Annotated in this window: 13 protein-coding genes, 4 tRNA genes and 1 pseudogene; 16 read left to right on the top strand and 2 right to left on the bottom strand. The window is 54.2% G+C overall.

The features are described from left to right. Positions 1-34: 34 nt before the first annotated feature. Together B9G99_RS03740 and B9G99_RS17240 are read right to left on the bottom strand one after the other, a co-directional pair. On the bottom strand, positions 35-1207 hold the full coding sequence (locus tag B9G99_RS03740) for an MFS transporter (RefSeq protein WP_335617636.1): 1173 nt from the start codon (positions 1205-1207) through the stop codon (positions 35-37). A 17-nt stretch (positions 1208-1224) separates the two neighbouring features. Further along, entirely contained in the window at positions 1225-1401 is a 177-nt protein-coding gene (locus B9G99_RS17240) for a hypothetical protein (protein WP_335617623.1), read from the bottom strand. Positions 1402-2082: 681 nt separating this feature from the next. Here B9G99_RS17240 and cyoA point away from each other — a divergent pair. From cyoA to rplK, 16 genes and pseudogenes are all read left to right on the top strand, one after another. After that, positions 2083-2964, top strand: coding sequence for a ubiquinol oxidase subunit II (gene cyoA / locus B9G99_RS03735; RefSeq protein ID WP_086620812.1), 882 nt, complete (start codon positions 2083-2085; stop codon positions 2962-2964). Between the two features lie 2 nt (positions 2965-2966). Continuing rightward, a pseudogene (cyoB, locus tag B9G99_RS03730) lies at positions 2967-4942 on the top strand (cytochrome o ubiquinol oxidase subunit I). A 3-nt stretch (positions 4943-4945) separates the two neighbouring features. Further along, positions 4946-5575 (top strand): cytochrome o ubiquinol oxidase subunit III, encoded by a 630-nt coding sequence (gene cyoC, locus B9G99_RS03725; RefSeq protein ID WP_086620811.1) that lies wholly within the window; start codon positions 4946-4948, stop codon positions 5573-5575. Beyond that, on the top strand, positions 5575-5910 hold the full coding sequence (cyoD, locus tag B9G99_RS03720; RefSeq protein WP_086620810.1) for a cytochrome o ubiquinol oxidase subunit IV: 336 nt from the start codon (positions 5575-5577) through the stop codon (positions 5908-5910). Before cyoC ends, cyoD begins: the two co-directional genes overlap by 1 nt. 13 nt (positions 5911-5923) lie before the next feature. Then, on the top strand, positions 5924-6832 hold the full coding sequence (gene cyoE / locus B9G99_RS03715; protein ID WP_086620809.1) for a heme o synthase: 909 nt from the start codon (positions 5924-5926) through the stop codon (positions 6830-6832). Positions 6833-7013: 181 nt separating this feature from the next. Continuing rightward, positions 7014-8420 (top strand): cytochrome ubiquinol oxidase subunit I, encoded by a 1407-nt coding sequence (locus B9G99_RS03710; protein WP_086620808.1) that lies wholly within the window; start codon positions 7014-7016, stop codon positions 8418-8420. Positions 8421-8435: 15 nt separating this feature from the next. After that, positions 8436-9440: a cytochrome d ubiquinol oxidase subunit II gene (gene cydB / locus B9G99_RS03705; protein ID WP_086623264.1), complete on the top strand. Its 1005-nt coding sequence runs from the start codon at positions 8436-8438 to the stop codon at positions 9438-9440. A 141-nt stretch (positions 9441-9581) separates the two neighbouring features. Continuing rightward, positions 9582-10562, top strand: a complete 981-nt coding sequence (locus tag B9G99_RS03700) for a biotin--[acetyl-CoA-carboxylase] ligase (RefSeq protein ID WP_086620807.1) — start codon at positions 9582-9584, stop codon at positions 10560-10562. Further along, on the top strand, positions 10559-11398 hold the full coding sequence (locus B9G99_RS03695) for a type III pantothenate kinase (protein ID WP_086620806.1): 840 nt from the start codon (positions 10559-10561) through the stop codon (positions 11396-11398). Before B9G99_RS03700 ends, B9G99_RS03695 begins: the two co-directional genes overlap by 4 nt. Before the next feature lie 95 nt (positions 11399-11493). Continuing rightward, positions 11494-11577 (top strand) — tRNA-Tyr (locus B9G99_RS03690). 40 nt (positions 11578-11617) lie between these two features. After that, positions 11618-11691, top strand: a tRNA-Gly gene (locus tag B9G99_RS03685). 17 nt (positions 11692-11708) lie between these two features. Continuing rightward, a tRNA-Thr gene (locus tag B9G99_RS03680) sits at positions 11709-11783 on the top strand. Between the two features lie 111 nt (positions 11784-11894). After that, a tRNA-Trp gene (locus B9G99_RS03675) sits at positions 11895-11970 on the top strand. A 67-nt stretch (positions 11971-12037) separates the two neighbouring features. Next, a complete protein-coding gene (secE, locus tag B9G99_RS03670) occupies positions 12038-12406 on the top strand; it encodes a preprotein translocase subunit SecE (protein WP_086620805.1) in 369 nt (122 codons plus the stop codon). Positions 12407-12414: 8 nt separating this feature from the next. Next, positions 12415-12948 carry a transcription termination/antitermination protein NusG gene (gene nusG / locus B9G99_RS03665; RefSeq protein WP_086620804.1) on the top strand — a complete coding sequence of 178 codons (534 nt, stop codon included), beginning with the start codon at positions 12415-12417 and terminating at the stop codon, positions 12946-12948. Between the two features lie 83 nt (positions 12949-13031). Then, positions 13032-13463 carry a 50S ribosomal protein L11 gene (rplK, locus tag B9G99_RS03660; protein WP_086620803.1) on the top strand — a complete coding sequence of 144 codons (432 nt, stop codon included), beginning with the start codon at positions 13032-13034 and terminating at the stop codon, positions 13461-13463. Positions 13464-13465 lie beyond the last annotated feature (2 nt).

Here is a 13465-nt window from a genome sequence, read left to right as displayed (position 1 = left end):
TTATGAGTCAATGCTTTTGGCCAATGAACCTGGGTCAGGGAGAAGCCTGTAGCCAGCGTGTCAGTGCATCTCGATCAATTGTGTCGCGATCAACCTTCAAGTACGCGACACCTTCTGCCTTGACTACCAGTGCGTCCTCGATTCCTGTAATGCCCATCAATTCTCTGCTGCATTCACTGCCGTCAGCAATGTGCTTCCCTTCCAGGGAAATCACTTCGCTCGAAAGATGTCTGGGGACGGTCATCTTCAAAGTGGCCAGAAACCACAGGCCGCCAAGTGCCGCTGCGAAGAGAAAAACAGCATTAATGCCAAAATGACCGGCAATGGCGCCACCTGCGCTGCCACCCACACTTGCGCCGAGAAATTGGCTGGTGGAGTACACGCCCATGGCTGTTCCCTTGGCACCGGCAGGGGAAAGCTTGCTGATCATGGACGGCAGCATGGCCTCCATAAGATTGAAGCCGGTAAAAAATATCAATAGTAAAGCGATCAGAATCCACCTGGTATGCCCTGTCTCGCCAAGAGCCAAAAGCGCCAGTGTCATGGCAGCAACAGCGCCCATGAACACCTTTTTCATATGACGATATTTTTCAGCTGCGATGATCAATGGCACCATGGCAAAAAAGCCCGCTGCCATGACGGGCAGATACACCCAGCCATGATATTGGGCGTCGATTCCAAGATTTTCGAGTCTGAGGGGCAGGGCAATGAAACAGCCCGTCAAAATGGCATGAAGAGCAAAGATCGAAAAGTTAAGGCGTAAAAGCTCGCTTTTAAAGAGCATTTTTCTCAGCTGACGAGGATCCACGCCTACATCACGATGCTGTCTAGCAGGCGCTGACGGGACAAGTCGCCACAGAATCAGAAGGCCAACAAGGGCCAGCAGGGCGGTACTCCAGAAAACGCCTGAAAGGCCGAAAACTTCTGCCAGAAATGGTCCCAGCGCCATTGCAAGGCCGAAGGCAACGCCAATGCTCATGCCAATGGCCGCCATGGCAGTAGTTCTCGTTTCTTCTCTTGTCTTGTCTGCCAGTAATGCCATCAATGCACCGGCAATGGCACCGCTTCCTTGCAGACAGCGACCGGCAATGACACCGTAGATTGAGGTTGAAAGCGCCGCCATGACACTGCCTGCGAAAAAAAGCAGCAATCCAAGAGCAATGATCTGTTTTCGACCCAGGCGATCAGAAAGCGTGCCAAAGGGAATTTGAAAGATGGCCTGTGTCAGACCATAGCCCCCAGTGCAATGCCAATCAGAAAGGGCGTGGCGCCTTCCAGTTCTCTGGCATAAAGAGCGAGCACGGGCAATACCATGAAAAGGCCAAGCATGCGGAAGGCATACAGTATGCCCAGGCCTGCAACGGCGCGGTATTCGCCTGCATTGAGTGAAATGTGTTTCATGATTCTCCGAAAACCCTGTGACAGGGCATCATTTTAACGGTCTGGCAGGCTCGCAGGAAATTGACGCGCAATTCAGTAGTAAATTGATAAGGCATAAGAACTCGACAGGGTTATCACGATGTGCGGCAATCCCTCTGTGACGAATGGAATTGGTGAAAGGTTCCATGTATTATGCCGCGGTGTTTTGTCGCATTGGTTCAGCGTTGTTCACCTGCCGTTTTTAGTTGCTGCCTCTACAGAATGCTTGTCGCACGCGGGTTGATGGCGAAGTGTTCACTTACCTGAAAGCCCTTTTGGCGCATGTTTCCTTATGCCAAGGTCTAAATAAGCTTTTGTCACAGCACTTGAAGTCAATAGGTGAAAAACTGAACAATAGCAGTGGTAGCATATAGCACCACGCAGGGCTGTCATGCCTGCTGCTTTCAGTCAGTCAGATGACGTTCATGTCACCTCCCTGCTGGGAGCCGTCACGGGCGAGCAATATCCGTCCAGGACAGTCACTTCCAACGATAAAACCATCAGGCACCCCTGCAATGTCAGACTGTCTGACGTGGTAAATGCCTTCCGTGAGCGTTGCTGTCAGACCGTGAACGGAAGCGGGCAAGTACCTGTCACGCATATCCGGCCCCTCTGGTCGGACAAAAGCGAAGTGTTCAAGCTGGCCGTTCAAGAGAGCGTGAGATGAGAAAATGGAACTATCCAGACATTCTTAAAAGGGTGTCACTGCTTGCTACTGTCGCACTTGTGCTCAGTGGTTGTACGGGATCAAGTCTCCTCGATCCCAAGGGGCCGGTTGGCGCGGAACAAAAATACCTGATCATGACGTCGTTCTTCCTGATGCTGATCGTGGTCATCCCCGTCATTGTCATGACGCTTTTGTTCGCGTGGCGTTACAACTACATCAAGAATGCAAAGTACTCGCCCAACTGGTCTCACTCGAACAAGATTGAGGTTGTCGTCTGGGCTGTTCCGCTGGCGATCATTGTCATTCTGAGCATTCTGACCTGGCGCAGTACGCATGCCCTTGACCCGCATCGCGTACCGGAATCCGACAAGGAGCCCATCGTCATTCAGGTCATGGCACTGGACTGGAAATGGTTGTTCATCTATCCGGAGCAGGGTATTGCATCGGTCAATGAGCTGGCCTTTCCGGTAGACACGCCGGTTGAGTTCCGCGTGAGCTCCAACAGCGTCATGAACTCCTTCTTCATTCCGCAGCTGGGCAGTCAGATCTATGCCATGGCAGGAATGGAAAATACCGTACATCTGCTGGCTTCTGAGGAAGGCACCTACCCGGGGATGTCGGCCAACTATAGCGGCCACGGATTCAGCGGTATGCACTTCAAGGCATTGGCAACATCGGAGGAAGGTTTCCAGCAGTGGGTCGACAGCGTTCGACAGGCTCCGGAAGTCCTGACTCAGGACAGTTTCAACGAACTGGCCGAGCCCAGCCGAAACAATCCGGTTGAGTATTTCTCTACCGTGACGCCTGGCCTGTACACCGATATTGTCAACAGTTACATCACGTCGGGCGATAGCTCGCATCATGGGGCTGAGGAGTAAACATGTTCGGCAAACTTAGTATTGAAGCCGTCCCCTACCACGAACCCATCGTCATGGTGGTTCTTGGTGTTGCGGGGCTGCTGGGCCTGGCCATCGTTGCCGCCATTACCTATTTCAAGAAGTGGGGATATCTCTGGAGGGAGTGGATTACCTCCGTGGATCACAAGCGTCTGGGCGTGATGTACATCATCGTTGCCATCATCATGCTGATCCGTGGTTTTTCTGATGCCATCATGATGCGCTCCCAACAGGCCATTGCCTCGGGGGAGCAGAAGGGTATCTGCCGCCTGAGCACTATGACCAGATCTTCACTGCTCATGGCGTTATCATGATCTTCTTCATGGCCATGCCGTTCATGGTAGGTCTGATGAACATTGCCGTACCGCTGCAGATCGGTGCTCGCGACGTTGCCTTCCCCTATCTGAACTCGCTGAGTTTCTGGCTGACAACGGCTGGCGTCATCCTGGTCAACGTGTCACTGGGTGTGGGTGAGTTTGCAGCTACCGGCTGGCTGGCCTATCCGCCATTGTCCGATATTCAGTACAGTCCGGGCGTGGGCGTGGATTACTGGATATGGAGTCTGCAGATATCAGGTATCGGTACCCTGCTGACCGGCGTGAATTTCTTCGTCACCATCCTGAAGATGCGTGCTCCCGGCATGACGCTGATGAAAATGCCGATGTTTACCTGGACGGCACTGTGCACCAATGTCCTGATCATTGCGGCATTCCCGATCCTGACGGTCACTATCGCGCTGCTCACGCTTGATCGCTACATTGGCACCCATTTCTTTACCAATGACATGGGTGGCAACCAGATGATGTACGTCAATCTCATCTGGGCCTGGGGCCATCCGGAAGTCTACATTCTGGTTCTGCCTGCCTTCGGCATTTTTGCCGAGGTTGTGGCCACCTATTGCAAGAAGCGCCTGTTTGGCTACACCTCCATGGTCTATGCCACGGTTGCCATTACCGTGCTGTCCTTTGTGGTCTGGCTGCACCACTTCTTCACCATGGGTGCTGGTGCCAATGTGAACTCCTTCTTTGGTATCGCCACGATGATCATTGCGATCCCGACCGGGGTCAAAATCTTCAACTGGCTGTTCACCATGTATGAAGGCCGTGTTCAGTTCACCGTTCCAATGGCCTGGACGCTTGGCTTTCTCATCACCTTCACGATCGGTGGGATGACAGGTGTTCTTCTGGCCGTACCCGGCGCTGATTACGTGCTCCATAACAGCCTGTTTTTGATTGCTCACTTCCACAACGTCATCATTGGTGGTGTGGTCTTCGGTTACCTGGCAGGTTTCACCTACTGGTTCCCGAAAGTGTTCGGATTCAAGCTTGATGAAAAGCTTGGCAAGGCTTCTGCCTGGTGCTGGATCGTGGGCTTCTTTACGGCCTTCATGCCGCTGTATGCTCTTGGTTTCATGGGCATGACCCGTCGCCTGAACAGCTATGACAATCCGGACTGGCATTTCCCGCTGATTGTGGCTGCCATTGGTGCTCTCATCATTGCCTGTGGTATTGCCTGCCAGCTCCTGCAGATTGTCGTGAGCATCAAGAATCGTCATCAGAACATCGACGAGACAGGTGATCCGTGGGGCGGTCGTACGCTTGAATGGTCCATCCCTTCACCGGCACCCTTTTACAACTTCGCGCATATTCCCGTTGTAGAAGAGCGTGATGCCTTCTGGCACATGAAGGAAAACGGCGTCAGTGAACAAAAGCCTGCCGAATATCAGGATATCCATATGCCGAAAAACACCTCGGCAGGATTTTTCATCGGCATTATTGCCTCTGTATTCGGGTTTGCACTGATCTGGCATATCTGGTGGCTGGCGATCGCTTCAGCTGTAGGCATCTTCATCACCATCGTGCTGCGTACCTTCAACGACGATATTGACTATTACGTTCCTGCTGCCGAAGTCGAGCGCATCGAAAGTCAGCGTTATCAAAAATTGTCAAATCAGGCGTAACACATGTCGACTCAATCAATGACCAATCAGGACGCTCATGCCCACGGGCATGAGCACCATGAGCATGAACATCATGATCCGGTAGCGACCAGAGTATTCGGTTTCTGGATCTACATCATGAGCGACTGCGTACTGTTTGCATCCATTTTTGCAACCTTCGCAGTCCTGAGTACGAACTATGCGGGTGGCCCCACCTCTCAAGAGCTGTTTGAGCTGCCCTTTGTTCTGGTAGAAACCTTTGTGCTGCTCGCCAGTAGCTTCATGATCGGGCTTTCAACGCTTGCCATGAACAAGGGCAACAAGCAGGGCACCATGCTCTGGCTGGCGCTGACCCTGCTACTGGGTATCGTGTTCGTCTCTCTCGAGATCTACGAGTTCCATCACTTCATTGCTGAAGGGGCGGGTCCCCAGCGTAGTGCGTTCCTGTCATCGTTCTTTACGCTGGTAGGTACGCATGGTCTGCACGTCACTTCCGGGTGCCTCTGGGCCATCGTTTTGTTGATTCAGATTGCCACCAAGGGTCTGACTGACATGAACCGATCGCGCCTGATGTGTCTAAGCCTGTTCTGGCACTTCCTGCACATCATCTGGATCTGCGTATTTACCATCGTCTATCTGATGGGAGCCATGTAATGTCCAATCACCATCAATCTCCAGAAAGTCACGATCATGGTAGCGTCAAGTCCTATACCACGGGACTGATTCTCTCCATCATCCTGACCATTATCCCCTTTGGCCTGGTCATGACCGGCGCGCTCTCGGGTATGGCAACGCTGGCGATCATCATGATCATGGCGGTTGTTCAGATCGTGGTGCAGGTCATGTACTTCCTTCACCTCAATGAAGACTCAGGGCCACGCTGGAACATGATCTCGCTCTGGTTCACGATTTTGATCGTGGCCATTGTGGTAGTGGGCTCGCTGTGGATCATGTTCCATCTCAACCATAATCTGATGGTAGGGATGTAAGAAGCCTGTACCGATGCTCAAAAGATATCTCCTGCTAACGAAGCCGGGCATTGTCTTCGGCAATCTGATCTCGGTAACAGGGGGATTCTTTCTGGCCTCGAAAGGAAGCATCGACCTGCTGTTGTTTTTCGCCACCGTTATCGGGGTGTCGCTGGTCGTTGCTTCCGGTTGTGTATTCAACAATGTCATCGATCGCGACATTGACGAGTACATGGCGCGCACGCAAAAGCGTGCGCTTGTCGAAGGCACGATCGATGTTCGCTCTGCGCTGATCATGGCCTGCCTGCTGGGTACAGCAGGCTTTTTACTTTTATTGATAGTGGCTAATCCGCTGGCTGCGGGTGTGGCCCTGTTCGGCTTTGCCATCTACGTTGGCGCCTACAGCCTCTGGCTAAAGCGTCATTCGGTTCATGGTACGTTGATCGGCAGCCTGTCCGGTGCGGCACCGCCGGTCATTGGGTACTGTGCAGTCAGTAATCAGTTTGATCTGGGCGCATGGCTGGTACTGTTGATCTTCAGTCTGTGGCAAATGCCGCATTCATATGCGATTGCCATTTTCAGGCTGGAAGATTATCGGGCGGCTTCCATTCCCGTGCTCTCTGTTGCCAGAGGGGTGGCATCGGCCAAACGCCAGACCGTCGCCTATATTGTGGCTTTCGGTGTGGCCGCGACGCTTTTGACGTTTACGGGATACACCGGATACGTCTATCTGGTCGTAATGATCGCGATGACGCTTTACTGGCTCTATATTGCCATTTCTCGTTATCACCAAAATGACAATGCCCGCTGGGCGCGTCAGCTCTTTGGTATTTCAATACTGGTCGTTACGGTATTGAGTGCGGTCATGGCCATCGACTATCAAAAGCCTGCATCAGAGACCACAGCCGCGCGGCTTGATTCGCCAGCGTCTCTGAACGTTTAGTTCATTCAATGCTGCATTGACGCTTGCGTCGATCAGCATTGTCTTTCCTGCCTTTGCTTTCCCGTACTGCAGCGCCATGGTCATGCGACATGATGTCCCGAGGCTTTCACTTTTCCGTGGGAATGCTCTAACTTCATAGTTTCCGTGACTATCCAGAACCCAAAGCAGGAGAGCCAAGCCAATGCTGGGGTTTGAAGCTTTAGACCTGGCGCGATTCCAGTTCGCCTTTACCGTTTCCTTTCATATTCTTTTTCCCGCTTTTTCGATCGGTCTTGCAAGCTACCTGATGGTGCTGGAAGGGCTGTGGTTAAAAACGGGGAATGAGATTTACCATAACCTGTACCGTTTCTGGGTGCGTATCTTTGCTGTGGTTTTCGGGCTGGGGGTCGTCTCTGGCGTGGTCATGGCATACGAGTTCGGCACCAACTGGAGCGGCTTTGCCGAAAGGGCAGGCGATATTACCGGTGTGCTTTTGACCTATGAGGTGCTGACAGCCTTCTTCATGGAGGCCGGTTTCCTCGGCATCATGCTGTTCGGTGAGGGGCGTGTCAGCAAGCGGCTGCACTTCTCGGCGACCTGCCTTGTGGCCATTGGTACCCTCATTTCGATGACCTGGATTCTGATGTCCAACAGTTGGATGCAGACCCCTGCCGGATATGAAGTCATTGATGGGCGCTTTGAGCCGTCGAACTGGCTCGAAATCATGTTCAACCCGTCCTTCCCCTATCGAATTGTCCATATGGGGCTGGCAGCCTTTATCTCGGTCGGTTTTGTCGTGGGTGGGGTAGGGGCCTATCACCTGCTGCGTGATCGCCGTGACCAGGCAGCGCGCAAGATGTTTTCCATGGCCATGTGGGCCATTCTGGTAGCACTGCCGGTACAGATCATTGCCGGTGACATGCATGGCCTCAACACGCTGGAACATCAGCCTGCCAAGGTGGCCGCGATGGAGGGGCACTGGGAGAACGAGCCGGATCAGAAGGGTATGCCGCTGGTGCTCTTCGCCCTGCCAAGCATGGAAGATGGAGCCAACCACTTCGAGCTGAAGGTGCCCTATGCCAGCAGTCTGATTTTGACCCACACCCTTGATGGCAAGATTCAGGGGCTCAAGGACTGGCCTCGTGACGAATGGCCTGATGTGCCACTGGTATTCTGGAGCTTCAGGATCATGGTTGGGCTGGGCATGTTGATGCTTGGCATGGGTGTTGTCGGGCTCTTTTTGCGCTGGAGAGGACAGCTCTATGACGCGCGCTGGTTCCAGCGGATCGCGCTGTTCACGACGCCCGTGGGCTTTATCGCCCTGCTGGCTGGCTGGATTACGACAGAAGCCGGTCGTCAGCCTTGGGTGGTTTACGGCATGCTGCGCAGCGAGGATGCAGTCTCGACACATAGCGTGGCCAGCATGATGACAACCCTGATTGGCTTCATGGTGGTCTATGCCATCATCTTCGGTATCGGAATCTATTATATGCTGAGACTGATCAAATCCGAGCCGATGAATATGGTGCCTTCCGGTGGTCCGGGCCATGAGCGTCAGCCCAAGCGGCCGATGTCGGCAGCCGACGGCAGTTTCGAAGAGCAAAATTGATTGGGAGCCATGAGCATGACAATTGACCTGCCAGTCATCTGGTATCTGCTGATCGGTTTTGCTGTTGCCATGTACGTCATGATGGATGGCTTCAGCCTGGGTGTTGGAATCCTGTTTCCCTTCATCAAGGGAGATGAGAATCGCGACGTCATGATGAACACCGTGGCGCCGGTATGGGACGGCAACCAGACATGGATGATTCTGGGGGGCGCTGGATTGTATGGCGCTTTCCCACTGGCTTATTCGGTGATTTTACCGGCCATGTATCTCCCCTTGATCCTGATGCTGCTGGCATTGATTTTCAGGGGAATTGCCTTTGAATTCCGCTTCAAGTCGAACCGTTCGCGCAAATGGTTTGATCTTGCATTCAGTGGCGGTGCCATGGTGGCAACCTTCAGTCAGGGCGTCGTTCTGGGGGGCATCATTAATGGACTGGCGGTGTCAGAGCGTACCTATCAGGGAGGCACCTTTGACTGGTTCTCGCCGTTTGCACTGTTCACCGGGCTGGCGCTCATGGCAGGTTATGCGCTGCTGGGGGCCGGCTGGCTGATCATGAAAACGGAAGGAGAGCTACAGAATCGGTTTTATCAGCTGGCACGTCCTCTAACGCTGCTGCTGGTGGCTTCCATGATCGTGATCAGCGTATGGACGCCGCTTTCCAATGGGCGCATTGCCGAGCGCTGGTTCACGTTCCCCAATATTGCCTGGTTTGCGCCGGTGCCGATTCTGGTTGCGCTACTTTCCTGGAGCATCTGGAACGGTGTCACGCACTCCCATGAGCGGCGGCTCTTTTTCAAGGTGCTGGGCCTGTTTTTCCTCGGGCTCTCGGGGCTGGTCATCAGCTTTTTCCCCTTGATCATCCCGCCAGATATCACCCTTTGGGACGCCTCCTCGGCGCGTGCCAGTCAGTCATTTCTGATCGTGGGATATGTGATTCTGGTGCCCATCGTGCTCGCCTATACGGCTTACAGCTACTATGTCTTTCGGGGCAAGGTGCGCCATGGTGAGGGATATCACTGAGATTAAATCGCGCGTTCGGAGATTACAAAGGGTACCCAAAGGGGTACCCTTTTTGTTTTCGTGCCCTGCACGAATTTCTGAAGAGCAATGCCCGTGGCGGTGCAGGCGGATACAAGGGTTCCAGGATATGAACGCAATTCCATGAGTGTCAGCGATCTGATCAGACTGATGAGCGATGGGGCCTTCCATTCAGGTGAGGCGCTGGGGAAGGAAATCGGAGTCTCTCGTACAGCGGTATGGAAACAGCTGCGCAAGCTCGAAGGACTGGGGCTGTCTGTCGAGACGGCAAGAGGATGTGGATACCGCCTTCTGGAGCCGCCGGAGCCCTTGCGCGGAGGTGACATCGTGGCCAGCCTGTCACGCTCTGCGCGACAGCATCTCGAACACCTTTTTATAGAGGATTCGATCGGTTCGACCAACACCTTTCTGCTGGAGCGCTTCGCTCAGGGGGCCGGGCATGGAGAGGTATGTCTTGCGGAATGGCAGAGTGCCGGACGAGGGCGGCGCGGTCGGTCGTTTTACAGTGAGTGGGGGGGGAACATTCACTTCTCCATCGGTTGGCAGTTTGAAAGCGGGGTAGGGGCGCTTGAAGGACTGAGCCTGGCGGTCGGTGTGGTCATGGCGGATCTCCTGTCGGATCAGGGGGTCGACGTTCAGTTGAAATGGCCCAACGATCTGCTGGTATCAACGTCGAAAGGCGTCTCCAAGCTGGGCGGGATTCTGGTTGAAGTTCGAGGAGATACTTCCGGGCCCTGCCAGGTGGTCATCGGTGTGGGAATCAATATCAGGCTTTCCGAACAGGGGCGGGCCGCTATCGGACAGCCCATCACGACGCTTTCCGAACTGGCGCCCGGTGTCTCACGCAATGTGCTGGTCAGCGCCATGATCGAGGCGCACATAAAGATGCTCGAAGGCTTTGAGCAGGCAGGATTTGCCGCCTGGCGTGATCGCTGGAATGCCTATCACGTTTATCAGGACAGGGCAGTGCGCATCTATCAGGAGAGCACCGTCAGTGAAGGGGTGGCGAAAGGTGTGGATGATACCGGTAATCTGATGGTCAGCATTGGTGGTGAGGACAAGCGCTTTGCCGGTGGCGAAGTCAGTTTGCGTGGCGGCTCATGATTCTCGATCTGGATATCGGCAATACACTTTCAAAATGGCGTCTCAAGGATCGCCGTACCAGCAGTATTCGCGCCCGAGGCGCCATGTGGACGCGTGATGAATGGCGCTCGGGAGCGGATATCCCTGACCTCGACATTGTCGAGGTCATTCGCATCTCCAACGTGGCGCGTCAGGATGTGCTGGAAGATACGGTCAGACTTTTAAAACGACGCGTGGGTGATATTCATGTCGCACACTCCACTGCCGAGGCACTTGGCATTCGTAATGGCTACGAAACACCCGAACGACTGGGAGTGGATCGCTGGCTGGGAGTGCTTTCGGGGTATCAGCTGACCGGGGGGTGTTGCACCGTGGACTGTGGCAGTGCCATTACCATGGATGCCGTTTTGCCCAACGGGCAGCACCTCGGCGGATATATTATTCCAGGGCTCAGGCTCATGAAGGAGAGCCTCAAGCTGGGAACCCGCAAGGTAGTGATCGACCCCGAAGAGGAAGTCCTTCATGCGCTTTCGCCTGGTACCAATACAGGCGATGCCGTTAATCACGGGGTTTTCATGGCCGCCATCAGTGCGATAAATCGTCTTTACATGGAACTCTGCGACAGTCAGAACATGACGCTGCCGTTGTTGATTACCGGTGGCGATGCGCCACTGATTTCAAGGGGGCTTCGTTTGCCACACGCCTGCTGGCCGGACATGGTCTATGCCGGTCTCGAAGCGCTTTTCCCGCTGACCGTGGAAGAGAAGCGGGGCGTGCTGGCCGGCATGCCTGAAGTGATGGCGCCTGCCGATCTGGCAGAAATGCGAAAGGCACTTGCGTTTACGCGAATGCTCTGACAGAATGCGGCGCGTTCCATGAGGCAGGGCATTTAGGTCAAATGGAATAAGGGCTTGACAGCCCGTCTTGGATCGGTATAATTTGCCGCCAAGTTGGAGGGATTCCCGAGTGGCCAAAGGGAGCAGACTGTAAATCTGCCGCGCGAGCTTCGGAGGTTCGAATCCTCCTCCCTCCACCAAGAATTTTTTCAGTCACGCAGTGATTGAAGTATTGGGTAAGCGGGCATAGTTTAATGGTAGAACCTCAGCCTTCCAAGCTGATGATGCGGGTTCGATTCCCGCTGCCCGCTCCAGTTGTGCAAAGGGTTATGCTCATGTAGCTCAGGGGTAGAGCACACCCTTGGTAAGGGTGAGGTCGACGGTTCAATTCCGTCCATGAGCTCCATTCAGGGCGAGCCGTAAGGGTCGCCCTTTCTAGTTCGATGTGGTTGTCGTGCATCGAGCTTTTTGGTATCGTGCATGCCGCTCGCAAAGGCATTCGCGACGACGATGTTACAGGCCAGTGGCTCAATTGGCAGAGCAGCGGTCTCCAAAACCGCAGGTTGGGGGTTCGAGTCCCTCCTGGCCTGCCAGTCTTCCTCAGATTGGCAGCTTTTGTGTGTAAATCGATTGCCGCACTCCTGAGGAGTTTTCTTCCCCATGAAACAGACCGCCGAAGTGCAGGATACCCGTTTTGATGCGCTCAAGTGGGCTGCTGCTGTGGTGCTTGTCGCTGTTGCGGTAGCGGGTAACGTCTACTTTGCCGATCAACCGATGATTTATCGAGTGATCGGCGTTGTCGTGCTGGTAGTGGCAGCTCTGGGTATTGCACTGACGACCAGTCGAGGTCGCGAGCTGACCTCGCTTGCCAGAAACGCGAAGAAGGAAATTCAGCGTGTTGTCTGGCCCACCCGCCAGGAAACCTTTCAAACGACCGCTATCGTGCTGGGCGCAGTTGTCATTGTAGGCCTGTTGCTCTGGCTGATTGATATGTTCTTCGGTTGGCTGGTGTCGACTCTTATTGGTTAGGAGCTTGCATGACTAAGCGCTGGTATGTTGTCCACGCCTATTCCGGTTTTGAGAAACAGGTCATGCGCTCACTGATTGAGCGTGTGAAGCTTTACGAAATGGAAGACCATTTCGGCGAAATCCTGGTGCCTACGGAAGAAGTCGTCGAAATGCGCGATGGGAAGCGTCGCAAGAGCGAGCGCAAGTTTTATCCCGGTTATGTGCTGGTCGAAATGGCGATGGATGACCGCAGTTGGCATCTGGTTAATGAAACACCCCGGGTAATGGGGTTTATTGGCGGAACGCCTGAAAAGCCTGCTCCCATTACGCCGAACGAAGCAGAGGCCATTCTGCGTCGTGTACAGGATGGTACTGAAAAGCCACGTCCCAAGACCATGTTCGATGCCGGCGAAACCGTTCGTGTTGCCGATGGTCCATTTGCAGACTTCAATGGCGTGGTCGAAGAAGTCAATTATGAGAAGAGCCGTCTGCAGGTCAGTGTTCTGATCTTCGGGCGCTCAACACCCGTTGAGCTCGAGTTCTCACAGGTTGAGAAGCTCTAGTCCTTATGGGTGCTGGTGATGCAGTGACACTGCATCGATAGTCAGGGGAGCCGCAAGGCGCTATTACCCAATCGGAGTTCATCATGGCCAAGAAAGTTCAGGCTTACATCAAGCTGCAGGTTGCAGCGGGTAAAGCCAATCCCAGTCCGCCGGTAGGTCCGGCACTCGGTCAGCACGGTGTCAACATCATGGAGTTCTGCAAGGCGTTTAATGCAGAAACCCAAGATATGGAAGCCGGTTTGCCGACCCCCGTGGTTATCACGGTCTATTCCGATCGCAGCTTTACGTTCATCACCAAGACGCCGCCGGCGCCGGTGCTGCTCAAAAAGGCTGCTGGCATCAAGTCCGGCTCCGGTGAGCCGAACAAGAAGAAGGTTGGCACGGTGACGCGTGAGCAGATCGAAGAGATCGCTCGCACCAAGGAGCCTGACCTGACAGCTGCCGACCTCGAGGCTGCACTGCGTACCATCGCTGGTACCGCACGCAGCATGGGTCTGAACGTGGAGGGTCTTTGATC

This window comes from Kushneria konosiri (assembly GCF_002155145.1).
In the GTDB taxonomy this organism is placed as follows: Bacteria; Pseudomonadota; Gammaproteobacteria; order Pseudomonadales; family Halomonadaceae; genus Kushneria; species Kushneria konosiri.
The sequence above is the reverse complement of the archived record's forward strand: the minus strand, read 5'-3'. Positions and strand labels throughout refer to the sequence as shown.